The following is a 24,677-nucleotide window of genomic DNA, read 5'->3' as shown; positions in this document are numbered from 1 at the left end:
GGGACGGAGATGTATCCGACCACGGGGCTGGTAGCGTGATGCGGACGTTCAGGCCGAGGCACGGGAGGCGTTGTGGGGCACGGCGAATTGCTCCATCACCTGGTGTCCGACGCCGCGGCCACCGTACCCGATCGTCCTGCCATCATCGCCGAAGACGGCACCGTCATGACGTTCGCGCAATTCGACCGGTCCATCGCGGCGGTCGCCGGCTGGATCGCATCCCGGACCACCCGCGGCGATCGCGTCGCGGTGATCGCCGACAACGGCCCGGATTACGCGACGCTCTACTACGCGGTGCCCCGCGCCGGACGCATCCTGGTCCTGATCAATCAGCGGCTCAGTGCCGACGAGCATGTCGCACAACTGGCGACCGCGGCTCCGACCTTGATACTGGGTGACGCCCGCTATCTGGGGCCCCTGAACCGGCCCGAGGCAATCTCGTTCGACAGCGAAGAGTGGACTGCGGCAACTCAATCGGCCGGACGGCCCGGGCCCGACGAACCTGACGCCGACGACCCTGTCTGGCTGCTGTTCACCAGTGGGTCGACGGGAGCGCCGAAAGGTGTTGTGCACACGCATCGTTCGATCACCGCGGCGGTCCGGGGCAGTATCGCCGGCAGGTCGGTCCGTGCGGGCGGTGTCTATCTGCTGCCGTTTCCCATGTGCCACATCGCCGGGTACAACATGCTGGTGCACCACGGTGCCCGGTCGACGGTGCTGCCGGTGGCGGCATTCCGGCCCGATGACTTCTCGGCCGCGGTGAACCGGCACCAGGTGACCTCGTGTTCGTTGGCCCCGACCATGCTGCACAGCCTGCTGGCCCATCTGGACCAGGCCGGCACCGATCTGCCGTCGCTGCGCGACATCGCCTACGGTTCGTCAGCCATTCCGGCCGACCTGCTCCGGCGTGCCCTCGACCGGCTCGATGTGGGATTCCACCAGGGTTACGGAATGACCGAAACCGGCGGCAACGTCACGTTTCTCGGGCCCGAGGACCACCGGGCGGGCGCTGCTGGCGACACCGCCGTCCTCGGGTCGGCCGGCCGTCCCCACGGCGGCGTGCAGATCCGGATCGCGCCGAACGGCGAAATCCTGGTGCGCGGAGACCAGGTGGCGGTCCGGTACTGGCCCGACACGCCCACGACCGTCGACGGCTGGTTGCACACCGGCGACGTCGGATATCTCGACGACGAGGGCCGACTCGTGGTGTCCGACCGGCTGAAGGACATCATCATCACCGGCGGCGAGAACGTGTCCTCGCGGGAAGTCGAGGACGTGCTGTCAGCGCACCCCGACGTGGATCAGGTTGCGGTCGTGGGGGTTCCGGATCCGTACTGGGGTGAGGCCATCTGCGCGGTCGTCGTGCCCAGCGGCGGGGCTCACCCTGACGCGGATGCCCTGACCGCGTATGTTCGCGAGCACATCGCGGTCTTCAAGCGCCCCCGGCACGTCGTGTTCGTGGACGCCCTACCGCTGACGACCAATGGCAAGATCGCGAAACAGATACTGCGCGAACAGCTCCGAGCACGATTCACCAACTAGCGCGGCTGCTCAGGGCGTGGTCGTCGCGAGGCCTGCCCGCTCGACGCTCATCAGGCTCTCGGTCTCGTGCTCCTGCCGGTACGCCGCACCACCGCCGTTGAGGCCGAACAGCCGCTTGCTCCACAACAACCACAGCACGGCGATGATGTTCACCAGCAGCATCGCCACGCGCAGTGTGGTGACCTTTTCCGTCAGCTCGTAGATCTCCAGCGGCAGGAAGATACCGGTGGCCACCACCGCGAAATACTCTCCCCACCGCCACATCCCCCACAGCCCGACAGCTTCCACCAACTCGATCAGCGCATACACCGCAATGCCGATCCCGATCCACAACAGGGTCGTGCCCGACATGGTGAAGGCATCGTTGATGTGCCGAATGATCTTGGAACCGTCGATGTTCCAGCCGATCTGGTCGGCCAGCGGCCGCAGCAGGGGCAGGTCCTTCTCGAACATGTCCCGCAGATGCACACGCGCCGCTCGCACCCTGAAGACGCCGTAGGACATCGCGGCCAGCAGCAGGAATCGGAAGACGCGCTCGACCGCCAGCACCCGCATCAGCACGCGGTCGCGCAGCAGCCGGCCGCGCGGGACTTCGGGTGCCGATTCCGCCGGTCCCTTCCCCCGTGGCGGGCCGACGACGAACGTCTCGCACCTCAGGCAGCGCCACGCCTCACCGACCGGGGTCTGCACGTGCAGACGGGCGGCCAGCTCCGGCTCATCCGGGGCGAACGTTGCGTGGCCGCGGAGTCCGCAGGACCGGAGGGCGAAATCCACCATGTCCGTACCGTATCGACACGAGCTGAGCGGAGCACCCGAATCCGCCCGCCGTAGTTCCGCCGGTTCAAGGAAGATGGACCGATGCCATCCCTACTGTGGTTCCGTCGCGACCTGCGGCTGCATGACCTGCCCGCGCTGGCGGCTGCGATCGACCAGGACCGTGACGTACTCGCGTGCTTTGTGCTCGACCCGCGCCTCGAGGCGTCGTCGGGCCCGCGCCGTCTGCAGTTCCTGGGCGACTGTTTGAGACACCTGAACGCAGAACTCGATGGCCGACTCCTGATCACCCGTGGCCGCCCTGAAGAGCGAATTCCGTTGATCGCCAACAAAGTCGATGCCACTGCAGTGCACATCTCGGCAGATTTCTCGCCGTTTGGCCGACGCCGCGACAGCCGCGTGCAGGACGCCCTGGACGGTATCCCCCTGATATCCACCGGATCGCCGTACCTGATCTCGCCGGGGCGGGTCACCAAAGACGACGACAGCCCATACAAGGTGTTCACGCCGTTCTTCCGTCGCTGGCGTGACCACGGCTGGCGGCAACCGGCCGGCACCGGTGCACAATCGGCACGGTGGATCGATCCGGGCAGCGTGGCGACCGCCGTGTCCAAACTTGCCGACGCCCCAGACACTGGTGTGCCGGCCGGATTCACCGCCGGCGAGGAGGCAGCTCGGCACCGGTGGCAGCAGTTCGTCGACGAGGGACTGGGCGACTATGACGACCACCGCGACCTGCCCGGCATCGACGGCACGAGCCATATGTCGGTGCATTTGAAGTTCGGCACCATTCATCCCCGCACCATGGTCGCCGACCTCGACTTACGCCACAGCAGCCACCTTGCGTACCTGCGCCAGCTTGCTTTTCGCGATTTCTATGCCGCGGTACTGCATCACTGGCCGAACAGCGCCTGGCACAACTGGAACCGCGACTTCGATGTCATCGAGACCGATACCGACGACGCGGCAGAGCGGCTCTTCGAAGCCTGGAAGGCCGGACAGACCGGATTCCCGTTCGTCGACGCCGGCATGCGGCAATTGCATCAGACCGGATTCATGCCCAACCGGGTACGTATGATCGCCGCGTCCTTTCTGGTCAAAGACCTGCACCTGCCTTGGCAATGGGGCGCCCGCTGGTTCATGGAGCAGTTGGTGGACGCCGATATCGCCAACAATCAGCATGGCTGGCAGTGGTGCGCGGGCAGCGGGACGGACGCCGCGCCCTACTTCCGGGTGTTCAATCCGACAGCGCAAGGACAGAAATTCGACCCCACCGGGGCCTACATCCGCCGCTGGATTCCCGAACTGGCCGACGTGGTTGATCCCCACCTCAAATCGGGATCGCGGCCGGCCGACTACCCGGCGGCGATCGTCGATCACGGCGAAGAGCGCGGCGAAGCGCTCCGCCGGTACCAAGCGGTCGGCGCCCGTAGCGCCGCGGTGCACGCGTCGCGGAAACCGTAGCGATTTCCCGGCGTATGGCAGCATCGAAAGGGAGCGCCTGCCAATTGGCCAGTGCCGTAGCGGTTTTGCCGCACCGGGGGAAGGATTGCGATGCGTGTCACGACATTTCTGATCACGGGAGTCGCGACAGCCGTCACCGCGGCCGTCGGCGGCGCCGCAACAGCGCCTGCGGTCCGCTCGAGTTGGTATGCGCAGCTGCGGAAGCCGGCCTACCAGCCGCCGCGTCAGGTGTTTCCGGTGGTCTGGCCGGCGCTGTACGCGGACATCGCCGTGGTGTCGGCAGCCACGATCGACGAGTTGGGGACAACCGGCCGCGACAGCGAGCGACGCGCCTACCGGAACGGGCTCGCGCTGAACCTCGTACTCAACGCCGCGTGGTCCTGGTTGTTCTTCAACCGCCGCCGGTTCGGAATGGCGACAGCCGTCAGCGCCGTGCTGACGGTGAGCAGCGCCGATCTGACCCGGCGAGCCGTCGACGCGATCGGCGGACGGGCCGCACCACTGGCGCTGTATCCGCTGTGGTGCGCTTTCGCCACCGTGTTGTGCGGGCACATCCGGCAACTGAACCGCCGAGCCGGCCAGTCGTAGCCGCGGAGGTCTGGCACTCACCGGGCCATCGACCTACGCTGGCGAGCATCCACGCCCGATACACGCGGAGGCCAGGTTGCCGAATCCGGAAGCTTTTCTCGACCAGTTCGCCGATGACGCGTCCGGGCGGGTGTTCGCCGAGCCGTACCACACGCCTGATGGCTCGACTGTGATCCCCGTCGCCAAGGTCAGCCACGGCGGCACCGGACCGACGGCAAAACCGCTGGGCGTCTTCGTCATCCGTGACAGTGGCACGACCTGGGTGCCCGCCGTCGATGCGGACCGCATCGCGTTGGTCGGTGTCGTGACGGGCCTGGTGGCCGCCACGATCGGCTGCCTTGCGCTGCTGCGGCGCCCGCCGTGGCCGGACCTGTCCGACCACGGGCACCCGGCTTCGCGTCGGCAGCGCTGACGTTCATCCGCGCCGGGCGCGGATTTCATCTCACAGATTCAGATCGTCGACTTGTCGACACTTGCGTCGTTTCGCGAGCCCGCCTCTGGGTATCTGGTGTTGCGGGGGTCGTGGAGTTGTTCGACCGCGGGACAGCGCGGAAGAGCGATTCCTCTTTCATCACGAGCACACGCAAGGAGTTCAACCCATGACCTTGAAGAAGACCGCAGCGCGTGCAGTTGCAACCAGCATGCTTGGCCTGGCAGGCCTCGGCGTCGGCGCCGGCCTCGCGCAGGCAGACCCGGTCGGCCCGATGCCGACACCGCCATTTCCGTCGCCCAACGTCCCCGGACCAGGCGTAAACGCCGGGACACCGGGCAACCCGCTCCCGCCGGGACGCGGTTTCCTCCCGCCTCCTGGACACGGCGGGCCGATGCCGCAGGACCGTATTCCGTTCACCGCGACGCCGTCGTGGGTCCTGGTCCCGGTGGTGCCGCCGATGGGCACCCCACCGGCACCGGCGCTCCCGGACTGGGCCACCGGCATGCAGGTGGTCTGGAACCCTGACCTGGGCGCTTGGGGCGTCTGGGACATGCAGGGCAGCGCGTTCATCCGCATCTGACCGACAGCAAGCGGCCGCCACCCCGTCGTTTGACGGGGTGGCGGCCCGCTGACGGGGACTGCGGACCTCGCAGCACTCACCAAATCCCCGGAAACTCTACGGATACTCCCAGCTGTATCCCAGGCAGAAATGCTGACTCTGGCGTCAATTCTTTCTACCGTTACCGCTGACAGCCATCAGTGCGCGGGCGGAGGGAACGACCATGGGTTGCTCACGGTACATCGGCCGGGTCGGCGCCCTGGCAGTTTTTCTGGGGGTCGGCGTATCGCTGACGACGGGGCAGGCGATCGCCTACGCCGAGCCGTCGGCGACGGACACCTCGCACGCGACACAAGCAGCAACCCCAGGCAAGCCGGCACCCCACACGCCCACCTCAGAGACGGCGGCACGGGCCGACACGACGCCGGCCTCGACGCCAGACGGATCGGTGCCCTCACCCCACAAGCCCAAGCGGCAGCCGAAGAACAAGGGCGCTGACAGCAAGAACACCGAGACGGCCGGCAAGCACCGCGACGCGAATTCCACCCGCCACGCAGACCGCGCCACCAAGGCCGCGCCGGCCTCGACCACCGGCGAATCCGTCAGCGCCACAACGAAAACCGATCAGCCGCGGCCCACTGCGACGGTCAACCACTCCCCCACACCAGCGGTCGCCGCGACCTCGGCCGTGCCCGCGACGGCATCGGTGGCCCATACCGCCGCCGCACCGCCGGCGGCGGTCGTCACGCCCACCGTGTCGGCCCCTTCCGTACCCAACACGATCAACCAGATCGTCACCGCCGCAAAGCAACTCATCGGCGTGGTGCTGCGGCCGCTGGTATCGACGCTGCCGTCGAACGTACCCGCCAATTCGCCCGCCCTGTGGACGGTATTGGCCTGGGTGCGCAGGCAGATCGAGACGAATCTCCTTCCACCCCATGTGGTCTCCGCCTGGAACGTGACGAGCCCGAACCTGCTGACCAACCCCGGTGCCGAGTTCGGTGATCCTTCGCTGTCCGGCGGCAGCACGGTGTCCATCCCCGGCTGGACCGTCACCGGCACGCCGCCCTATGGCACCAAGCGCCAGCTCCCGTTGGGTCTGCCGACGCCGGGGCCGACACTCCCGGCCATCTTCAACTTCCCCAGTGATCGGCCGACCCCGGGCGACACGCAGTTCTTCGGAGGCGGCAATGTCGCGACCTCCACGCTGACCCAGACAGTCGATCTCAGTGGCGCCGTCGCGGGCATCGATACCGGCACGACACCGTTCAAGCTGAGCGGCTTCCTGGGCGGCGCCATGATCGATCCTTCGGCCGCGTCGATCAAGGTCACGTTCCTCGACGCCACCGGGACGCAACTGGGGGTCGGCAAAGTGGCGCCCGTCGGCCCCTTCGAACGTTGGTTCCAGACCGGACTGCTCGAGCGCAGCACCGAAGGCACCGTCCCGGCCGGCACCCGCACCGCGCAAGTTGTCGTCACCCTGAAAGACTTGAACCCGCTGACCGGCGGCTACAACAACGCGTTCGCCGACGATCTCTCGTTCACCGTCGGGGCGTCGCTGCCTGCACCGTCGCCGCCCACCCCGCCGAAGTCGACGGTCGGCGCACTCGACCACATCTTCATGGTCTACCTGGAGAACAAGGGCTACAAGGACATTGTCGGCAGCGCCAACGCGCCGTACCTCAACAGCCTGATCGACACCTACGGCGTCGCGACCGACTACCACGCGCTGACGCACCCGAGCGATCCGAACTACTACCCGATCCTCGGCGGCTCCGACTTCGGCCTCAGCTACAACTGCGCGACCAACTGCATCGATGCCACCAACCTCGCCGACAGAATCGAATCGGCAGGCAAGACATGGGCCGGCTACGCGCAGGGCATGTCCGCCGCTGGGCCCTACGTGTCGACAAGCGGTTACGCGCCCGACCAGTTGCCGTTCCTGGCATATAGCGACATCTACAACAACCAGGCCCACGCCACCGCGCATCTCCACCCACTGACCCAGATGGCGACAGACCTCTCGTCGTCGGCCACCACGCCAAACTTCGTGTGGTTCGCGGCCAACGAGGCCAACAACGGTGAAGGGCCGCTCGACTTCCCCGGCGGCTATCTCAATTACATTGGGGCGCTGCTCACCAACCACCAGTACAACGTGAAGGCGGCCGACCAGTTCGCTCAGCAGACCATCCCGACAATTCTGAATTCGGCGGTCTGGAACGACCCGACGCAGAAGTCGGCGATCGTCGTCACATTCGACGAAGACACCGACAACCTCTCGCTCGGCTTCGGCAACGGCGGCAATCGCGTTGTCACCGTGGTGATCCCATCTCCGGCAGCCGTCAGCGCCGGGATGCGGTCGGGTAACTTCACCAGCACCAGCTACGCCAACCACTACAGCCTGCTGCGCACCATCGAGGATTCACTGCAATTGGCGCCGTTGACCAACAACGACGCCTACGCCGTGCCGCTCAACGACTTCTGGGGCACGCCGCCGGTCATGCCGTAGCCCAAACGAGCGTCGGACCCGAGGAAAAACCTCGGGTCCGACGTCTACTTCCGGTTGGTTCAGCGGATCAGAACCAGTCGACCTGAGCCTCGACGGTGGTGCGGTCCAGGCTGGCCAGCAGGTCCAGCTGGGTCGTCACCTTCGGCAGCTCGTAACGGAAGAAGTACTGCGCGGCAGCACGTTTCCCGTCGTAGAAGTTGCCGGTGTTGCCGCCGGCGGCAACCAGCTGCTCCAGCCAGATCCAGGCCATCACGATGTGGCCGGCGGCTTCGAGGTAAGCGGTCGAGTTGGCGAGCGTGGTCTCGGGATCGCCCGCGGCCCACAGCGCCGCGGTGACCTCGGCGAGGCGGTCGGTCTGCGCCTGCAGGTCACGCGCGTAGCCGGCCGTCGCCTCCGACTGCAGTGCGGTCTGGACGGTGTCACCGATCCGGCTCTGCAGCAGCTTCAGGCCGGCGCCGCCCTGCATGACCACCTTCCGGCCGAGCAGGTCGATGCCGTGAATGCCATGCGTGCCTTCGTGAATGGCGTTGAGGCGGTTGTCGCGGTACTGCTGCTCGACGTCGTACTCGGTGGTGTAGCCGTAGCCGCCGTGAATCTGGATGCCGAGGTTGTTGGCTTCCAGGCACCACTGCGACGGCCAGCTCTTGGCGATCGGCGTGAGGACCTCGAGCATCAGCTCGGCCTCGTCACGCTCGGCGCCGGTGAAGATCTTGATCTGGTCGACCAGCCGTGCGCAGTACAGGCCGAGCGCCAAAGCGCCTTCCACGTAAGACTTCTGAGCCAGCAGCATGCGCTTGACGTCGGCGTGCTCGATGATCGCGACCTGCGCCCGCGACGGATCCTTGTCGCCGACCGGACGACCCTGGGTGCGCACCTTGGCGTACTCCAGCGACGTCAGGTAACCGGCGTAGCCGATGGCGGTGGCCATGGAGCCGACGGCGACGCGGGCCTCGTTCATCATGTGGAACATGTAGGCCAGACCGCGGTGCTCCTCGCCCACGAGGTAGCCGACGGCGCCGGGCTCGTCGGTCGGCTGGTGGCTGCCGTCACCGAAGTTCAGCAGGGCGTTGGTGGTGCCGTGGTTGCCCATCTTGTGGTTGAGGCTGACGAGCGCGACGTCGTTGCGGGTGCCGTCGGTCAGGAACTTCGGCACGATGAACAGCGAGATGCCCTTCACGCCGGGGCCGCCGCCGGGAACCTTGGCCAGAACCAGGTGCACGATGTTCTCGGACAGCTCGTGGTCACCACCGGTGATCCACATCTTGGTGCCGGTGACCCGGTAGGTGCCGTCGGCAGCCTTGGTGGCCTTGGTGCTGATGTCGGCGAGCGACGAACCGGCATCCGGCTCGGAGAGGCACATGGTGCCGAAGTAGCGACCCTCGAGCATCGGGCGCACCCAGGTGTCGATCTGCTCGTCGGTGCCGTACTCGGTCAGCAGGTTGGCGTTGCCGACGGTCAGGAAGGCGTACGAGAAGGTGGCGGGGTTCGCGGCACGGAAGAACGCGGCCGACGACTGCGCGACCACGTTGGGCAGCTGCATGCCGCCGACGCGCTCATCGAACGAGCTGGCCATCAGGCCCGCGCCGTTGAAGTCGTCCAGCGCCTGCTTGATCTCGTCGATCAGCACCACCTTGCCGCTCTCGTCGACGAACGGCGGGTTGTGGTCGGCCTTCTTGTTGTGCGGCGCGAAGCGCTTGGTGGCGATGTCTGCGCTCAGGTCGAGGACGGCGTCGAAGGTATCCCGCGAGTGCTCGGCGAAGTGCTCGTGCTTGGTGAGCTCGACGACGTCAAGCCACTCGTACAGCAAGAAGTCCAGGTCGCGCCGAGACATGAAATCAGTCACTGGGTTCTACCTTCCAATGCAGCCAGACATTAGCAGTCGCTCATTTCCTAAGCGATTGCTAATATCGCCTATCGGTCGGGTCTGTGTCAACTGTGTGTACGATCACCTGCACATGAAGACCGACCGGACGACCGACTCGGCCGCCGCCGAGCGCATCCGGCGGGCGGCCATCGCGGCGTTCGCCGAGTCCGGCTACGGCGGCAGCTCGACCCGCCAGATCGCCAAACGCCTCAACATGAGCGCGACGGCCATGTACCCGCATTACCGCTCGAAGGAAGAGCTGCTCTACGCCATCGCCCTGGAAGGGCACGGCAGCCTGCTGGCGACCCTGCGTGCGACCGACGACGCGGCCGTTCCGCCCGCAGAACGCTTCCATGCGGTCGTCTCAGCGTTCGCGACCTGGCACGCGGAGAACAGCAAGCAGGCCAGGGTCGTGCAGTACGAGCTGCACGGGCTGACCCCCGCCCACTACCGCACCATCGCCCCACTGCGGCACCAGGTCACCGCAGTCGTCGCCAACATCATCGAAAGCGGTATGGCGACAGGCGAATTCCACGTCGACAACCTCGACGACGTCGTCATGGCGATCTCGTCACTGTGCGTCGACGTCTGCCGGTGGTTCCCGTCACGCACCCACCGCGATCCGCACAAACTGGGCGAGATCTACGCCCAGGTCGCCGCCCGCCTGGTGCGCTGACCGCGCGCCGCGCAGCTCGCGCGAAAGGGCGTCGGGACGCCCGATTTTCGGGCTCTACCTGCCATAACCTGCCAGTCATCGGCACCGGTCATGATGTACTTGCTGCCGACGACAGGAGTCCCGATGGTCAACCCTCCACCGGAGGATCGCGAAGAGGTCGCGACGGCGGCCGACGACAGCCCGTCCACCACGGGCGACGCGCCAACGACCGAGGTCCGGTTGCGCCGCGTGCGCGGCAGATTCAGCATCCAGTCGAAGCTCATCACGATGTTGTTGGCCGCGAGCATCGTCTCGGCCGCCATCGTGGGTTTCATCGGATATCAGACCGGACAGGCCTCGTTGCGCAACGCCGCCTTCGACCGGTTGACGCAGGTCCGTGAGACGCAGTCCCGGCAGTTCGCCGCCCAGGTGACCAACCTGAAGAACGCTCTGCTCATCTACACCAGCGGGCCCGCGATGGCCGAAGCCGTGCAGGCCTTCAGCACCGGGTTCAACGAATTGGCCAATGCCACAATCGATCCCGCTGAGCAGCAGGCGATCATCGACTACTACAACCAGGAACTGATCAACCCTGTCGAACGGGCGACGGGGGCCAAGCTGAACCTCGACGTGCTGTTGCCGTCGTCCAACGCGGCCAAGTACCTGCAGGCCCGGTACACCGTCGCCGCGGCACGGCCGAACGGCCCACCACCGCCGCCCGATCCCACCGCCTGGGGCGCCGCCTCGGCCCGCTACAACCCGTTCTTCCAAGAGATCGTGCGGCTGTTCGGCTACGGCGACGCCCTGTTGATCGATGCCGCCGGCAATGTCGTGTACTCGGCCAAGAAACGGGCGGACCTCGGTACGAACGTCCTGTCCGGTCCGTACCAACAGGGCAACCTGCACGAGGCCTACGCCAAGGCGATGGGCGCCGACCGCGTCGGGTATGTCGCCGTCACCGACTACCAGACCTATCACCCGGCCGCCGACCACCCCATCGCCTGGATGGCAGCGCCGGTCGTTTCGGGCGGGCGCACCGTGGGAGTGGTGGCACTGCAGTTCCCGATCTCCGGGCTGAATGACCTGATGACCTTCAACGGCAAGTGGCAGGCGAACGGTCTGGGCGCCACTGGCGAAACCTATCTCGCCGGGACCGACGACCTCATGCGGTCGAATTCGCGTGTCTTCGAGGAGAATCGGCAGACCTATCAACGCGACGTCGTCGCGGCCGGGACGCCGGCCGAGCTGGCGGAGCGGGCCGTCCGGCTCGGCGGTACCACGCTGATACAGCCCGTCGGTGGCCCCGCCACCCGCGCGGCGCAGCGCGGCCAGTCGGGGGTCCTCATCGCCACCGACTACCTCGGCCAGGAAACGCTGCAGTCATATGCGCCCGTGACCGTCGGTCCCGACGTCAATTGGTCGATCGTCGCGAAGATCAACACCGCGGAAGCCTTTGCGCCCGAACGTGTCTTCACCCGGACCATGGGCGTGGCCGTGACCGCGATCGTCATCCTGGACTGCCTGGCCGCCATGGCACTGGCGCAACTGTTCGTACGGCCCATCCGACGGCTCGAGGCCGGTGCCCAGAAAGTCAGCAGGGGCGACTACGACGCGATGATCCCGGTGCGGACGCGCGACGAATTCGGGGATCTGACCAAGACATTCAACGACATGAGCCGGCTGCTCGGGATCAAGGACGACCTGCTGCGCCGCGAACGCCGCGAGAACGCCCAGCTGCTGCGCTCGCTGATGCCCGAATCGGTCATCGAGCGCTATCGCAGCGGCGAGGAGACCATCAGCGAGAACCACCAAGACGTCGCGGTGCTGTTCGCCGACATCGACGGCCTCGACGCCCTCTCCAGTGCGCTGCCGGCCGACGAATTCCTCACCGTGGTCAACGAATTGGTCCGCCAGTTCGACGACGCCGCCGAACGCAGCGGGGTCGAGCCGGTGCGCATCCTGCGCAACGGCTACACGGCGAGCTGCGGTTTGAACGTGCCCCGGCTGGACAACGTCGAGCGCATCGTCAACTTCGCCATCGAGTTGCAGCGCATCGTGGCCCGCCTCAACGACGAGGACAATCTGCAGCTCGGTTTCCGGGCCGGCATCGACACCGGCACCGTCACCAGCGGCCTGGTGGGCGGCGCCACCATGATGTACGACATGTGGGGCAGCGCAGTCGATTTGGCCTATCAGATTCAGGCCGGCGGCGCCGAGCCCGGGATCTACATCACCGGGCGGGTGTACGACGCCGTGCACGACACCCACCGGTTCACACCGGCCGGACAGCACACGGTCGACGACGTCGAAGAGCCCATCTGGCGACTGGCCGGGCGGCGGTAACCCGTGTACTCCTCCGGTTCGTCATGGTTTCTGTGGGTCGCAGCGATCGCCATCGGGCTACCTGTCGGCCTGATCGTCCTGACCGAGTGGCGCCGCTCCCTGATCCGCCGGCACAGCCCGCTCGCCGCGCCCGTCGGGCTCCTGCGCACGTATGTGCTCCCCGTGATCGCCGTCCTGCTGCTGATGCTCAAGGTCGCCGTCGTCCCCGCCCGCGACGTTCCCATCCGCATCGTGGCGACCGTCCTGGTCTTCCTGGTGCTGCTGCTGGTGCTGTCCGGCTTGAGCAACACGATGTTCGCGAACGCCCCGGAGACCTCGTGGCGCAGCCGCATCCCCCGCATCTTCCTCGACGTGGCCCGGATGGTGCTCATCATCCTGGGCTTGGCGGTGATCTCCCGCTACATCTGGGGCAGCAATATCAAGGGCGTCTTCACCGCGGTCGGCGTCAGCTCGGTGGTCCTCGGCCTCATGCTGCAGCACTCCGTCGGGCAGATCGTGTCCGGGTTGTTCATGTTGTTCGAGCAGCCGTTCCGGATGGGCGACTGGCTGGACACTGCCGCGGCGCGTGGCCGCGTCGTCGAAGTCAACTGGCGCGCAGTGCACATCGAGTCCAGCACCGGCGTGCAGATCACCCCCAACTCGGTGCTGGCCGGCACGTCGTTCACCAACCTGAGCCGGCTGGCCACCTCGCACACCACCGTCACCACCACGTTCGCCGCCACTGACCCGCCCGATCAGGTGTGCGCGATGCTCACCCGGATTGCGGCCGCCCTGCCCAACCGCGGCGACGACGTCGAGCCCAGCACCGTGCCCATCGGCGATCACAAGTACCGCACCACCATCGGGCTCAAATCGCCCGGGGACGACGACGCCGTGCAGGCCACCTTCCTGCGCTGGGCCTGGTACGCGGCCCGGCGCGACAAGCTGCATCTCGACGGTGTGGCCGACGACTACTCCACCCCGAAACGTGTCGACGAAGCGCTCGAGGAGGCGGCGGCGCCCGCACTCCGGCTGAACAAGGCCGACCAGCAAGCTCTCGCCCCGTACGCACGCCTGATCCGGTACGGCACCGGCGAGCTCATCCAGGCGCCCGGCGAGGTCCCGAAAACCATCAACGTGGTGGTGTCAGGCCGGGTCCGGTTGACCGTGCCGACGGCCGATGGTTCAGTCGCCGGCGTGCGCAGCCTGGACAAGGGCGCGCTCATCGGCGTCGCCGCGTTCACCCACCAGGCCAACCTCGCCTACGTGCACGCCCTCGACGAAGTCACCCTGCTGCAGATCGAGCACGACGAAATCCAGCGCCTGCTCACCGACCGGCCCCAACTGTCCCGGGAGTTCGGCCGCCTCATCGACGAACGGCGGAGCGAGGCCAGAGCCACCATCAGATCTGCGGGGAAAGCAGACCGCGCCAAGGCAATTCGTGATGCCGGGGCCGCACAACTCGGCACTGCCGGTGGAGCCAACGGGCTGCATTCCTCTTAGCTCCCGACAGGCATCACGTCTCGGCCGTCCCGTCGAACTTGCTGATGTGTCGATCGAAGAACTCGACGATGTCGTCACGACCGCCTGACAACCCAAGCGACGCATGCATGGACAGCAGTTGCGCCGTCCCGACGATCAAGGACGTCGCCACAACCGGCGGTAGATCCTCGGCGGCGATGCCGTGCCGCGACAGGACGGACCGGACAGTCTCAGCCTGCGCTTCCAGAAACTGCTGCGCTGCGGCCGCGATCTCGGCCCGCAGCGCTTTCCGATGATTGGCGAGTGCCGTGTATTCCGTGATCAGTCCGAAATCACGGTTGTCGATGAGGGCATTCCACAACGCCCGCAACGGGTTCGGCGCCCGTAGGATCTGGGCCTGCGATGCCAATTCCTGCTCGATCCTGCGCCGGATCGCAGCCAGGAACAGATCATCCATGGTGCGGAAGTAGTAGTGCACCAGCTGCGGCTTGAGCCCTGCCCTTTCAGCGACCCGCCGCGATGTCACCGCGGCGTAGCCCTCGTCGAGCATCAGCGCCTCGGCGGCATCGAGTAGGGCTCCGCGGTTCTTCGACTCGGGACCAGCGATCCTGCGCTCCGATGCCATACCGTCACCACCTTTCTCCACCGCTGCCGCCGGGCGCCATTCTCGCGGTTCCACCACGTGACGGCGACGCCATGATGCTAAGCAGGCGCTCGGCACGAGCATCCGCCAGCCTGGGTTCGGGTACAATTCATGAGTGTTTTCCGCCGATGACCTGGGCGTGTGGTGACCAGCCCGACAGACGATCCGATCTGGAAACAACGCGCGGTCGAGCGCTCAGTCAAGACGGCGAAACTCCGGGCAGCCCAACGAGTCCAACGATTCATGGACGCGGCTCAGTCGATCATCCTCGAGAAGGGCACCACGGACTTCACTGTCCAGGAGGTCGTCGACCGCTCAGGCCAGTCGCTGCGTAGCTTCTACCTGCAGTTCGACGGCAAGCATGAATTACTGCTGGCGCTATTCGAAGATGCGCTGAACCGCGCAGCCGACCAGATTCGGGCCGCCGCCGACCCCGAGAGTGACCCGCTGAATCGCCTCAAAATTTCCATCGAGCTGCTCTTCGAACTGTGCCGACCCGACCCAGCGGCCAGGCAGCCACTGTTCACCGACTTCGCTCCGCGACTCGTGGTCACGCATCCGGATGAGGTCAAAATCGCCCAAGCACCTTTGCTGTCGTTGCTCACCGAGTTGATGGAAAATGCCAGTGCCGCAGGCGAACTTCGGCCGAGTGCCAATCCGGCTCGAATGGCGGCGATGGCCATGCAGACGGTGATGTTCATCGCTCAATCCAGTGGGACCACCGACAGCGCAGCCGCAGATTCCATCACCACCGACGAACTATGGGATTTCTTGGCCAACGGGTTCGCCGCGCCAAAGTGAGAATTGGAAACGGATTTCGAGATGGGGTGCCCGCAGTGACAACAGAGGCAACCGCAGACAAGCGCCGGCGGCGCGAACGAGGTTCCATCAATCCCGACGACATCGTCAGCGGTGCTTTCGAACTCGCCGAACAGGTTTCGATCGACCATCTCAGCATGCCGATGCTGGGAAAGCATCTCGACGTCGGTGTCACGAGCATCTACTGGTACTTCCGCAAAAAGGACGACCTGCTGGACGCCATGACGGACCTCGCCTTGCGAGAGTATGCGCTTTCCGCGGTCTATTCCGTTGCCGAGAACTGGCGGTCCGCGTTACGCAGCCATGCCCGCGCGATGCGTCAAATATTTGTGGACAACCCGGTGATGTGCGACCTGATCCTCATTCGATCCCCACACGCCCTACACACCGACGGCTTGGGCGTACAAGCCGTCGAGCACGCCATCTCCAGTTTGGTCGAAGCCGGGCTGACACCGGAGGCTGCGTTGGACGTCTATACAGCGGTATCAGTTCACGTCCGTGGATCGGTTGTGCTGCAACGCCTTCGGGAAAAGATGACCCCCGAAGCGGGACGGGACGGGCGCAAGGACGCTCCCCTTGTCGATCCCGGGACCACACCACTACTCGCGCAGGCGCTTCGGGACGGTCGGCAACTCTGCACTCTGGACGAGGTGAATTTCGACTTCGGGCTCGAGTGCATTATCGACCACGCTGAGCTCCTGATCGCGGCCAACACCAAGGAGGCACGAGCGCGCAGATCAGCGCGCTCGTGAGCCGGCCCGACACCACGCCGATTAATGTCGCCGCACGGAGACACCGCCGCCCGCGCGTGACCTAACTCCGGTTCGTCTTGATGTCGAAACCGACCTTGTCACCGTCGACACTGGTGATCTTCAGGTGCGCCTTATATGGCCCTTCCGGTCCCGTGAAGGTGCAGTCGAATTCGCCGCCGACCTCGGCGTCGATGCCCGATGGGCACTTGACATCGGTCGGGTGGAATCCGGTCTTGCTGGTCACCATGTCGGTCACCGACTGCGCGGCGCCTTCCGGTTTGATGGTCGAGGTACACGCGCCCAACTGCAGCGTGAGCACCCCGACGATGACGGTCGTGCCGATGAAGCCGGTGGATCGGGTCATGACGGGAACGTAGTGGCAGCCAGTTGGAAACGCGTTGGAAAACGGCCGCAGCGTCCGGCCGCGGGCAATTAGCCGCGCGGTCAGCGGGTATCACGACAGTTGCCCTTTCACCTGCCGAGGTAATCGCGACGATGAGGTTTGCATATCTGGCCGGAAGCTTGGCGTTCCTCCTCATCTGGCTGGCGCTGTGGTGGCGTTCGAGCCGGCTGCGACGCATGCTGATGCTGCGGGTCAGCGCGGCAACCGCGCTGCTGGGACTCACCGAACCGCTCTACGTTCCCGAATACTGGCACCCACCAACGCTTTTCGACCTGAATCTCAAGACGGGTTTCGATATCGAGAGCGTGTTGTTCTCGTTCGCCATCGGGGGAATCGCCACCGCGGTGTACGGCGCCTTGCGTACGAACCGACAGCTGCGCCGCAGCGCAGCCGCACCGCGTGGGCCTCGGCAGATCCTCCACGCCGTCGCCATCGCGGTCCCGATACCGGTGCTCGTCCTGCTCACCCTCCTGACGAGCCTCAACCCGATCATCACGACCATCGCGGCGCTGAGCGCGGGCGTGGCAGTCAGCGCGGCCTGCCGGCCGGATCTGATCGCCCGGATGTTGACGTGCGGTTTGCTGTTCTTCGGCCTCTACTTCGTCTTCTTCGCGCTGTTCAACATCGCATTTCCCGGCTACATCGACAGCGTCTGGAATCTGCCGGCACTGTCCGGGGCCGTCATCGCGGGCGTACCTGTCGAGGAGTTGTCGTTCGGCTTCGTCTTCGGCCTGATGTGGTCCAGCGTCGCCGAGTACGTCGTGTGGGCGACGGTCGACCCATCGGCGTGACGGCACGACGGCGCCGCGGGCTCGCGTTTGCGGTGGGCACCGGCAGAAGTGGGTATCAGCCAGACATGAATGCCGAGATGATCCAAGATCGCCGCGCGTCGCTGTCGTTCGTCGTCGCGCTCACCGCGCTCGTGGGCGTCTTGGCTTACTGCGACTTCCCAGTGGAGTGGCTGGTCAACTCCCAGCTCAGCCCCCTGCGCTCGTACGTCAGCGAGCTGGCCGTCGCAGGCCAACCGGCGCGTTCGTTCTTCCGGGTGAGTGACGTCGTGGCCGGAGTCGGCTTGATCGCCGTTGCCAATCTGCTGATGCGTTGGCCGCCGACAACGCAGGCGTCGGTCGCGCATCTGTGCGCGATGGTCGCCGGAATCTCGTCGATGGCCGATGGCCTGTGGCCCATGCCGTGCGCGCCATCGATCGACATGAGCTGCCGCGCAAAGGAAGAAGCGATTCACACCACGCAGGTCGTCCAACCCCATACCGCTTCCAGCCTCATCGGGTTCACCGCACTCGTCTGTGCCATCGGCCTCTACGGGGCAGTGCTGACACGTCACCCGGGCTACGGCAGGCTCGGCGCCGCCGGACTCTCTGCTGCAGCCGCGGCTGCCCTCCTCGGCGGTGTCGACGTCGCCATGTGCCTGGCGTCCTCGACGGCCTGGGCCGGGCTGGTGGAGCGGCTACAGATCGGCGTCATATCTGCGTGGCTGGCTGCTCTGGTAATCCGCGCGGCACGTGACGGCGTCACTGTGATCGACGGATGCGGTCCCCCACGGCCGCAACCCGGCGCCGTACCCGAGTGACCCGTGGTACGTACTCGGCCGCGCGCCGGGCACCGTCCAGAATCGTGGTCATCGGCTGCAGCGGTGCGGAGACGCGAATCGGCGTCCGATCGACCTGCGGCGGCTGATTTCCCTGCCACCACACCGGTTCGGTGAGCCGCTGCACGAACGGCACCGAACTCTCCACCGAGGCGTTGCCCCACTCGATCGCGCGATCGATGGCTTCCGGCGCGGCGGCCAACGTGACGGGAGACAGCGTGGGACTGAACCGGATGACGCGGTCGGCGAACGGCGCGTTGCGGACCATCTGCAACTGCAGCGCCTGGGTGATCGGTTGCAGCCAAAGGTGTCTCGGGTTCCATTGCGGGTGGAAGCAGTCCCAGCCGATGTAGCACGCGTTGCGGGTGCCGAGCCGACCGTCCTGAATTCGCTTCCACGCCAGCTCGATCGGGACGTTACTCGCCGCTCCCCCGTCGACCAATGCGGCGACATCCTTCTCCACGAGCAGCTGATCGAGCAGGCCCCACATCCGCGGATCACTCGACTCATGATGCAGAATCCCCGGGATCGCCGACGAAAAGCTCGCGGCGTCAACGACATTGAAGTCGGCCGTCAGATCGTCGCCGCCGAGCACGATCGGCTTGACGACGCGCGAATCGATGAACGCAGCGACCTGCCACAGCCGGTTGACGACGCCGGGCGCGTAGCCAAGCTTGAGGTGCTCGAGCGCGCGCACCCCCATCATCGTGAAATGCGACGGATGGAACTGGCCGGGCAGCCGGTCGAAAGACTGCTTCCGGACCCCGGCGACGACGGTCTCGTACGGGATCGAGAGATCGGTCATCCGCATCGGTTCACCGTCCTCGCGCGTGAACATCTCCTTGGCGAACTCGTTGAACTGCAATGAGAACAGTCCGTTGAGTCCGTGGCGACGACGGGTCCGGGCCGGGGCCAGGACGCCGCGGTAGGTGACGGTCTTCGCCCAGGCGACGTAGTCCTCGATGGGCACCGGCAGCACGCGCGCCATGACGCTGCCGACGATGGCGCCGAACGAGTTGGTCAACATGTACGCGGGCGGCAGCCCCGCCGCGAGCATGCGCTGCATGCCGCCGAGGTAGACGTAGCCGGCGCCGCCCCCGCCGCCCAGCACCGCGACGTAGGTCTTGTAACCGAGTTCGGCGTCGAGTTCGGCCGCGGAGAAGTCATTGCCGTGACGCTCCAGCAGCACCGACCGCTCGTAGTCGACGTCTTCGGCGAAAGTCTCGAGGATCGCCTTCGCGGCATCCAGCCGTTCCTGTGCGGTGGTTCGCCCGCGCAGTGCGTGGTAGAGCGCGTCAATCACCCGGGCACGGAAGCCGGCGATCTCGTCACCGACCGTCACATCGCCACGGCCGCGGGTGCCGCCCGGCCCGGCGGCACCCGGTTCGAACACCGTCAACCGCGCGAAGCTCAAGAGGTAGCGCAGGCGCCGGAACTGCTCGGGGCTGAGCACGTCGGGGCATTCGAGGTCGGCCCGAACCAGCGCGGCTTCCATGTGCTGCAGTGCGAGAGTCGGATTGCTGCCCGGAAGGCCAGGGGGTTCCGCGGCTTCTATCACCGCCAGCTCGGTGGACACGTCGCCGAACGGTACGAGCTCGGGATTCACCATCAGATCATTGTTCGCCACCGGGCATCCGGCCGCGGCGGTTGGGTCGGATTGCCAGAACTGCCCGACAACGTCAACTCTGCCGCGACTCGGCCAGCACGTCCGAGAGCCACTTGATCACCAGATCGGGCTGCTCGTCGATGATGAAGTGACCGCAGTTGGGCACCTCGGTGATGTTCAGATCGTCGGCGTGGTCCTTGAAGCCCTCCAGCAGCGACGGATGCACCGCCACATCGTCGAGACCGAACAGCACCCGCACCGGCATCGCGAGCTTCTGATCGTCGTAGGGACCACGCGCCAGTTTCGCGAACTCCTTGCCGACCATGGCGCGGTAGATCTTGGAGCCCGCGACACGACGGTCCCGATCACGGAAGCAGCTGCGGAAGAAGTCCACCGACTCCTGGGGCATGCCACTGCGGCGGATGAACCACCACAGCGTCGGCGACAGGTGCGACAGCGGCCCGACCACCGGAGCGCCCACGACAAGTTGGTACGCGAGTTTGTGGGCATGCCGTGCGACCCGGCCCGGCTCCTGCCACACCGGCGGGATGTTCAGGATCGCCAGCCGCGTGACGCGCGTCGGCGCCTTCAACGCCACCAGCTGCGCGGTCCAGCCGCCCCAGTCATGACCCACCAGGTCGAAGGTGTCCAGCCCCAGCGCCGTCGCCGCGGCGAGCACGTCGGAGGCGAACTGCTCCTTCTCGTAGCCCTTCGGCGTGACCTCGCTCCAGCCGGCGCCGCGCAGGTCCATGGCGTGCACCCGGTAGCCGGCATCGGCCAGCGCCGGGATGACCTTGTGCCACATGAACCAGTTCTCCGGCCAACCGTGCAGCAGGACGACCGGGCGCCCCGCCTCCGGCCCGGCCACGGCGACGTGAATCTTCACGTCGCCGGCCTGCACGTATTCATGGGTCACGCCATCGACGGTCGGCATGCTGCGCTGAGTCATGCGCGCATCTTACCGCGCGGTAAGTTCGATGATCGAGAGGTGGCGGATTCTTCGATCGGGACGCTGACGCGGTCCGCAGCGATCAGTTCGTCGCCGCGTTCCACTCATAGGGCAGGAACTTCCCGTCGAACGTGATCACCACGCGGTCACCGCCCGGGTGGGGCTTGCGTTGCAGGTCGAGGCTGAAGTTGATGGCGCTCATGATGCCGTCACCGAACTGCTCGTGGATGACCTCCTTGAGCGCTGGACCGTACACCGAGAGCGCTTCGTAGAGCCGGTAGATGGTCGGGTCGGTGGGCACCGCGGTCGGCAACCCGCCGCGCATCGGAACGGCGGCCAGCACGGGAACGACGGACTCGTCGAGACCGAGCAGTGCCACGACCTTGGCGCCCAGTTCGGCCGGCACCGGGTGCTGGCCGAGCAGTGCCGCGATCGTCCACACCAGCGGACGCTCGACCGCATCCGCCAACTGTTGCCACGTCAGGCCTTTCGCCAGGCGCGCGGCGACGATCGCTTCGGTTACTTGATCTCGTGTCATGCGGTACAGCTTCGTGGACCGGTGTTACTGAGGAATTACGAGTTCGGCGCTGCCGCACCAGCAATGCCCGCCCCCGGAAACGAGAAAACCCGCTCTGACCGAAGTCAGAACGGGTTTTACTTGTGGAGCTAAGGGGACTCGAACCCCTGACCCCCACACTGCCAGTGTGGTGCGCTACCAGCTGCGCCATAGCCCCTTAAGTGGTGCCTGATGAAGCTACACCACTGGCACCACCGTCGACAAAACGGCTGGTCAGAGGGACCCTTCCACCGGCTCGTGGCCCAGTGGACAGATCGGGGTCTCCTCGTCGTCACCGGATCGACGCGTTTCCGGGGCCAGCGACCAACACACCGCAGCCGCCAGCAGGATCACCCCGCCGACGCCGAATGCGGCGGTGAAGGACACGTGCTGGGCGATCTGTCCGGCGGCCAGGGAGCCGACGATCGTGCCGAGGTCCGACATCATCTGGAAGGTCGCTACGGCGGTACCGCCGCGTGCGCGGTTGCCGATGATGTCCGCGACGGCCGCCTGCTGGGGCGAGACGAAGACGCCACTCGCCGCACCCGTCACGAACGCGATCACGAGGAACACCGGCAGCGACGTGGTCCAGCCGAGCAGCGCCGTCGAGGCGGCCGACACCGTCAGGCCGACGATCATCAATTTGCGGCGGCCCACCCGGTCGGACAGGTGCCCGCTGGGAATCACGGCACAGACGTTGCCGATCGCGAACATCGCCAGCACCAGGCCGGCCATGCCCGCGCTGCGGTGCAGGACGTCGACCACGAACAGCGGCACCAGCGCCACGCGCAGGCCCAGCGCCGCCCATCCGGCCGCCAGGTTCGACAGCAGGGCGGCCTGATAGGCACGGTTGCGCAGCACGGTTCGCACCGACACCGTCGGCCCGACCGCCTCCTCGTCCGGAGCGGCCAGCGTCGAGTTCCGCAGGCTGACGAACACCACGGCCGCGGCGACCACCAGCGCCGCCCCGTAGATGGCGAACGGCACGGACAGACCCAGCCCTGCGGTCAAGCTGCCGACCACCGGCCCGGCCACGCCACCGATCATGAAGGCGCTCGAGAACAACCCGGCCACCCGGCCACGGGCGTCGAACGGCGACAGCCGGATCATCAGCGCCAGCGACGACACCGTGAACATTGCCGAGCCCGCACCACCGAGGGATCGGAACACCAACAGCTGCCAGTAGGTCTCCGCAAACGCGCAGGCCAGCGTCGACAACGCGACGATCAGCAGGCCGGTGAGATAGACGCGCCGCTCACCGAGCTTCTGCACCAACAGGCCACTGGGCGGCGCGAAGATCAGGCGCATCGCGGCGAACGCGGTGATGACGAACGTCGCCGCGCTGATGCTGACACCGAAGTTGCGGGCGTACGCCGGCAGTACCGGGGCCACCACGCCGTAGCCGAGTGCGATGACGATGTTGGCGCCGGCCAGCACCCAGATCTCGGCCGGCAGTCGGGTCGGGGTCGGACAGTCGCCCTCCGTTACAGCGCTCACGCTATGACTGTATTCACCACTTCCCGCGCCGCGGCCTGAACCTGCGCCAGATGTTCCGGACCCTTGAACGACTCGGCGTAGATCTTGTAGACGTCCTCTGTTCCCGACGGCCGCGCGGCGAACCAGGCGTTCTCGGTGGTCACCTTGAGCCCGCCCAACGGCGCGCCATTGCCGGGCGCAGTGGTCAGCTTGGCGACGATCGGCTCGCCCGCCAACTCGGTCGCGGTGACCTGCTCGGCCGACAGCTTCGCCAAGCGGGCCTTCTGTTCGCGGCTGGCCGGCGCGTCGATGCGAGCGTAGGTCGGAGCACCGTACTTTTCGGTCAGCTCGGCGTAGCGCTGCGACGGCGACTTACCGGTGACCGCCAGGATCTCCGAGGCCAGCAGTGCCAGGATGATGCCGTCCTTGTCGGTGGTCCAGACGGTCCCGTCCGTGCGCAGGAACGACGCCCCGGCACTCTCCTCGCCGCCGAATCCGATTGTGCCGCTGAGCAATCCATCGACGAACCACTTGAAGCCGACCGGCACCTCCACGAGCTTTCGCCCCAGTCCGGCGACCACCCGGTCGATGATCGACGAGCTGACCGCGGTCTTGCCGACCGCAGTGGAACCCGGCCACCCCGCTCGATGTGTGTAGAGGTAGTCGATGGCCACGGCGAGATAGTGGTTCGGGTTGAGCAGTCCACCATCGGGCGTGACGATGCCGTGCCGGTCGGAGTCCGCGTCGTTGCCGGTGGCGATTTGGTAGCGGTCCCGATTCGCGATCAGTGACGCCATGGCGTTCGGCGAACTGCAGTCCATCCGGATCTTGCCGTCGGTGTCGAGCGTCATGAACCGCCACGTCGCGTCGACCAGAGGGTTGACGACCGTGAGGTCCAACTGATGCCGCTCGGCGATGGCGGCCCAGTAGTCGACGCTGGCACCACCGAGCGGGTCCGCGCCGATGCGCACGCCCTCGGCGCGAATGGCGTGCAGGTCGACCACATTCGGCAGGTCCTCGACATAGGCATTGAGGTAGTCGTGCCGCTCCGTGGAGCCCAGCGCACGGGCCAGCGGTATCCGCTTCACGTCGCGCAGCCCGTCGCGCAGAATCTCGTTGGCGCGCTTGGCAATCACACTCGTGGCATCGGTGTCTGCCGGACCGCCGTTGGGCGGGTTGTATTTGAAGCCACCGTCGCGCGGCGGGTTGTGCGACGGGGTGACGACGATGCCGTCGGCGAGGTCGCCTTCACGGCCGCGGTTGAAGGTCAGGATCGCGTGACTGACCGCCGGCGTCGGAGTGTAGCGGTCGGCCGCGTCGATCATCGCGACGACCTCGTTGCCGGCCAGCACCTCGAGCGCCGTGACCCAGGCCGGCTCGGACAGGGCGTGCGTGTCACGTCCGATGAACAACGGTCCGGTGATGCCCTGCGCGGCGCGATACTCGACGATCGCCTGTGTGGTGGCCAGGATGTGCGGCTCGTTGAACGCCGCGTCCAGGCTCGAACCGCGGTGGCCCGACGTACCGAAGACCACCTGCTGGTCGACGTTCTCAGGATCGGGCGCCACGGTGTAGTAGGCGGTGACCACGTGGGCCACGTCGATCAGGTCATCTGGCTGGGCCGGTTGGCCGGCGCGCGGGTTGGCCGTCATGGCCTCGATTCTGCTACCGCTTC

21 protein-coding genes, 1 tRNA gene and 1 pseudogene are annotated in these 24,677 nt (G+C 66.4%); 13 read left to right on the top strand and 10 right to left on the bottom strand.

Going from position 1 to position 24,677, the window contains the following annotated elements:
• The first annotated feature begins 72 nt into the window (after positions 1–72).
• Positions 73–1,542 (top strand): AMP-binding protein, encoded by a 1,470-nt coding sequence (locus tag ACJH6H_RS03425; protein ID WP_406774211.1) that lies wholly within the window; start codon positions 73–75, stop codon positions 1,540–1,542.
• Between the two features lie 9 nt (positions 1,543–1,551).
• On the opposite strand, the gene ACJH6H_RS03420 is transcribed toward ACJH6H_RS03425, so the two are convergent.
• Positions 1,552–2,319, bottom strand: a complete 768-nt coding sequence (locus tag ACJH6H_RS03420; protein WP_061009895.1) for a DUF2127 domain-containing protein — start codon at positions 2,317–2,319, stop codon at positions 1,552–1,554.
• 81 nt (positions 2,320–2,400) lie between these two features.
• Between ACJH6H_RS03420 and ACJH6H_RS03415 the strand changes: the two genes are divergently transcribed.
• The 5 genes from ACJH6H_RS03415 (at position 2,401) to ACJH6H_RS03395 (ending at position 7,869) form a co-directional block, all read left to right on the top strand.
• Positions 2,401–3,780, top strand: coding sequence for a deoxyribodipyrimidine photo-lyase (locus tag ACJH6H_RS03415; protein WP_133427112.1), 1,380 nt, complete (start codon positions 2,401–2,403; stop codon positions 3,778–3,780).
• Between the two features lie 90 nt (positions 3,781–3,870).
• Positions 3,871–4,368 carry a TspO/MBR family protein gene (locus ACJH6H_RS03410; RefSeq protein ID WP_406774210.1) on the top strand — a complete coding sequence of 166 codons (498 nt, stop codon included), beginning with the start codon at positions 3,871–3,873 and terminating at the stop codon, positions 4,366–4,368.
• Between the two features lie 76 nt (positions 4,369–4,444).
• Positions 4,445–4,780, top strand: coding sequence for a GerW family sporulation protein (locus tag ACJH6H_RS03405; RefSeq protein ID WP_135357314.1), 336 nt, complete (start codon positions 4,445–4,447; stop codon positions 4,778–4,780).
• A gap of 187 nt (positions 4,781–4,967) precedes the next feature.
• A complete protein-coding gene (locus ACJH6H_RS03400; protein ID WP_061009885.1) occupies positions 4,968–5,381 on the top strand; it encodes a hypothetical protein in 414 nt (137 codons plus the stop codon).
• A gap of 202 nt (positions 5,382–5,583) precedes the next feature.
• Complete coding sequence (locus tag ACJH6H_RS03395; RefSeq protein ID WP_135357313.1) at positions 5,584–7,869, top strand: alkaline phosphatase family protein; 2,286 nt, start codon at positions 5,584–5,586, stop codon at positions 7,867–7,869.
• A 67-nt stretch (positions 7,870–7,936) separates the two neighbouring features.
• Here ACJH6H_RS03395 and ACJH6H_RS03390 read toward each other — a convergent pair whose 3' ends face one another.
• Positions 7,937–9,700, bottom strand: a complete 1,764-nt coding sequence (locus tag ACJH6H_RS03390; protein ID WP_406774258.1) for an acyl-CoA dehydrogenase — start codon at positions 9,698–9,700, stop codon at positions 7,937–7,939.
• 124 nt (positions 9,701–9,824) lie between these two features.
• On the opposite strand from ACJH6H_RS03390, the gene ACJH6H_RS03385 reads away from it, so the two are divergent.
• From ACJH6H_RS03385 to ACJH6H_RS03375, 3 genes are all read left to right on the top strand, one after another.
• A complete protein-coding gene (locus ACJH6H_RS03385) occupies positions 9,825–10,409 on the top strand; it encodes a TetR/AcrR family transcriptional regulator (RefSeq protein WP_406774209.1) in 585 nt (194 codons plus the stop codon).
• Positions 10,410–10,532: 123 nt separating this feature from the next.
• Entirely contained in the window at positions 10,533–12,731 is a 2,199-nt protein-coding gene (locus tag ACJH6H_RS03380) for an adenylate/guanylate cyclase domain-containing protein (protein WP_406774208.1), read from the top strand.
• Between the two features lie 3 nt (positions 12,732–12,734).
• On the top strand, positions 12,735–14,213 hold the full coding sequence (locus ACJH6H_RS03375; protein WP_406774207.1) for a mechanosensitive ion channel domain-containing protein: 1,479 nt from the start codon (positions 12,735–12,737) through the stop codon (positions 14,211–14,213).
• A gap of 13 nt (positions 14,214–14,226) precedes the next feature.
• On the opposite strand, the gene ACJH6H_RS03370 is transcribed toward ACJH6H_RS03375, so the two are convergent.
• Complete coding sequence (locus tag ACJH6H_RS03370; RefSeq protein WP_061009878.1) at positions 14,227–14,817, bottom strand: TetR/AcrR family transcriptional regulator; 591 nt, start codon at positions 14,815–14,817, stop codon at positions 14,227–14,229.
• A 162-nt stretch (positions 14,818–14,979) separates the two neighbouring features.
• On the opposite strand from ACJH6H_RS03370, the gene ACJH6H_RS03365 reads away from it, so the two are divergent.
• Positions 14,980–15,636 (top strand): TetR/AcrR family transcriptional regulator, encoded by a 657-nt coding sequence (locus ACJH6H_RS03365; RefSeq protein WP_064859663.1) that lies wholly within the window; start codon positions 14,980–14,982, stop codon positions 15,634–15,636.
• Positions 15,637–15,662: 26 nt separating this feature from the next.
• Complete coding sequence (locus ACJH6H_RS03360; protein ID WP_406774206.1) at positions 15,663–16,406, top strand: TetR family transcriptional regulator; 744 nt, start codon at positions 15,663–15,665, stop codon at positions 16,404–16,406.
• A 61-nt stretch (positions 16,407–16,467) separates the two neighbouring features.
• On the opposite strand, the gene ACJH6H_RS03355 is transcribed toward ACJH6H_RS03360, so the two are convergent.
• Complete coding sequence (locus ACJH6H_RS03355; RefSeq protein ID WP_406774205.1) at positions 16,468–16,770, bottom strand: DUF4333 domain-containing protein; 303 nt, start codon at positions 16,768–16,770, stop codon at positions 16,468–16,470.
• A 131-nt stretch (positions 16,771–16,901) separates the two neighbouring features.
• Here ACJH6H_RS03355 and ACJH6H_RS03350 point away from each other — a divergent pair, with 131 nt between their 5' ends.
• Positions 16,902–17,600: a lycopene cyclase domain-containing protein gene (locus ACJH6H_RS03350; protein ID WP_406774204.1), complete on the top strand. Its 699-nt coding sequence runs from the start codon at positions 16,902–16,904 to the stop codon at positions 17,598–17,600.
• A 65-nt stretch (positions 17,601–17,665) separates the two neighbouring features.
• Positions 17,666–18,397, top strand: a complete 732-nt coding sequence (locus ACJH6H_RS03345) for a DUF998 domain-containing protein (protein ID WP_406774203.1) — start codon at positions 17,666–17,668, stop codon at positions 18,395–18,397.
• Here the strand turns inward: ACJH6H_RS03345 and ACJH6H_RS03340 are convergent.
• The 6 genes and pseudogenes from ACJH6H_RS03340 to pgm all read right to left on the bottom strand — a co-directional run bounded on the left by ACJH6H_RS03340 (position 18,339) and on the right by pgm (position 24,654).
• Positions 18,339–20,024, bottom strand: coding sequence for a patatin-like phospholipase family protein (locus ACJH6H_RS03340; protein ID WP_406774202.1), 1,686 nt, complete (start codon positions 20,022–20,024; stop codon positions 18,339–18,341). The two genes, ACJH6H_RS03345 and ACJH6H_RS03340, sit on opposite strands and share 59 nt — an antisense overlap.
• Before the next feature lie 70 nt (positions 20,025–20,094).
• Entirely contained in the window at positions 20,095–20,970 is an 876-nt protein-coding gene (locus ACJH6H_RS03335; RefSeq protein ID WP_318986052.1) for an alpha/beta hydrolase, read from the bottom strand.
• 82 nt (positions 20,971–21,052) lie between these two features.
• Complete coding sequence (cynS, locus tag ACJH6H_RS03330) at positions 21,053–21,508, bottom strand: cyanase (protein ID WP_318986051.1); 456 nt, start codon at positions 21,506–21,508, stop codon at positions 21,053–21,055.
• A gap of 123 nt (positions 21,509–21,631) precedes the next feature.
• Positions 21,632–21,704: transfer RNA gene (locus tag ACJH6H_RS03325), tRNA-Ala, on the bottom strand.
• A 60-nt stretch (positions 21,705–21,764) separates the two neighbouring features.
• Positions 21,765–23,023 (bottom strand): annotated as a pseudogene (locus tag ACJH6H_RS03320) (MFS transporter); the annotation flags it as partial.
• A complete protein-coding gene (gene pgm, locus ACJH6H_RS03315; protein WP_406774201.1) occupies positions 23,020–24,654 on the bottom strand; it encodes a phosphoglucomutase (alpha-D-glucose-1,6-bisphosphate-dependent) in 1,635 nt (544 codons plus the stop codon). The gene pgm and the pseudogene ACJH6H_RS03320, both read right to left, overlap by 4 nt.
• Positions 24,655–24,677: the final 23 nt, after the last annotated feature.

This window comes from Mycobacterium sp. SMC-21 (assembly GCF_045310825.1).
GTDB lineage: Bacteria > Actinomycetota > Actinomycetes > Mycobacteriales > Mycobacteriaceae > Mycobacterium.
Note: the sequence above shows the minus strand (reverse complement) of the source record. Positions and strands in the feature narration are given on the sequence as shown.

Coding starts and splice junctions, on each gene's coding strand:
- ACJH6H_RS03420 (WP_061009895.1), bottom strand. CDS start 2,319: ATGGTGGATTTCGCCCTCCGGTCCTGCGGACTCCGCGGCCACGCAACG.
- ACJH6H_RS03415 (WP_133427112.1), top strand. CDS start 2,401: ATGCCATCCCTACTGTGGTTCCGTCGCGACCTGCGGCTGCATGACCTG.
- ACJH6H_RS03410 (WP_406774210.1), top strand. CDS start 3,871: ATGCGTGTCACGACATTTCTGATCACGGGAGTCGCGACAGCCGTCACC.
- ACJH6H_RS03400 (WP_061009885.1), top strand. CDS start 4,968: ATGACCTTGAAGAAGACCGCAGCGCGTGCAGTTGCAACCAGCATGCTT.
- ACJH6H_RS03395 (WP_135357313.1), top strand. CDS start 5,584: ATGGGTTGCTCACGGTACATCGGCCGGGTCGGCGCCCTGGCAGTTTTT.
- ACJH6H_RS03390 (WP_406774258.1), bottom strand. CDS start 9,700: ATGTCTCGGCGCGACCTGGACTTCTTGCTGTACGAGTGGCTTGACGTC.
- ACJH6H_RS03385 (WP_406774209.1), top strand. CDS start 9,825: ATGAAGACCGACCGGACGACCGACTCGGCCGCCGCCGAGCGCATCCGG.
- ACJH6H_RS03380 (WP_406774208.1), top strand. CDS start 10,533: ATGGTCAACCCTCCACCGGAGGATCGCGAAGAGGTCGCGACGGCGGCC.
- ACJH6H_RS03370 (WP_061009878.1), bottom strand. CDS start 14,817: ATGGCATCGGAGCGCAGGATCGCTGGTCCCGAGTCGAAGAACCGCGGA.
- ACJH6H_RS03355 (WP_406774205.1), bottom strand. CDS start 16,770: ATGACCCGATCCACCGGCTTCATCGGCACGACCGTCATCGTCGGGGTG.
- ACJH6H_RS03350 (WP_406774204.1), top strand. CDS start 16,902: ATGAGGTTTGCATATCTGGCCGGAAGCTTGGCGTTCCTCCTCATCTGG.
- ACJH6H_RS03345 (WP_406774203.1), top strand. CDS start 17,666: ATGAATGCCGAGATGATCCAAGATCGCCGCGCGTCGCTGTCGTTCGTC.
- ACJH6H_RS03340 (WP_406774202.1), bottom strand. CDS start 20,024: ATGGTGAATCCCGAGCTCGTACCGTTCGGCGACGTGTCCACCGAGCTG.
- ACJH6H_RS03335 (WP_318986052.1), bottom strand. CDS start 20,970: ATGACTCAGCGCAGCATGCCGACCGTCGATGGCGTGACCCATGAATAC.
- cynS (WP_318986051.1), bottom strand. CDS start 21,508: ATGACACGAGATCAAGTAACCGAAGCGATCGTCGCCGCGCGCCTGGCG.
- pgm (WP_406774201.1), bottom strand. CDS start 24,654: ATGACGGCCAACCCGCGCGCCGGCCAACCGGCCCAGCCAGATGACCTG.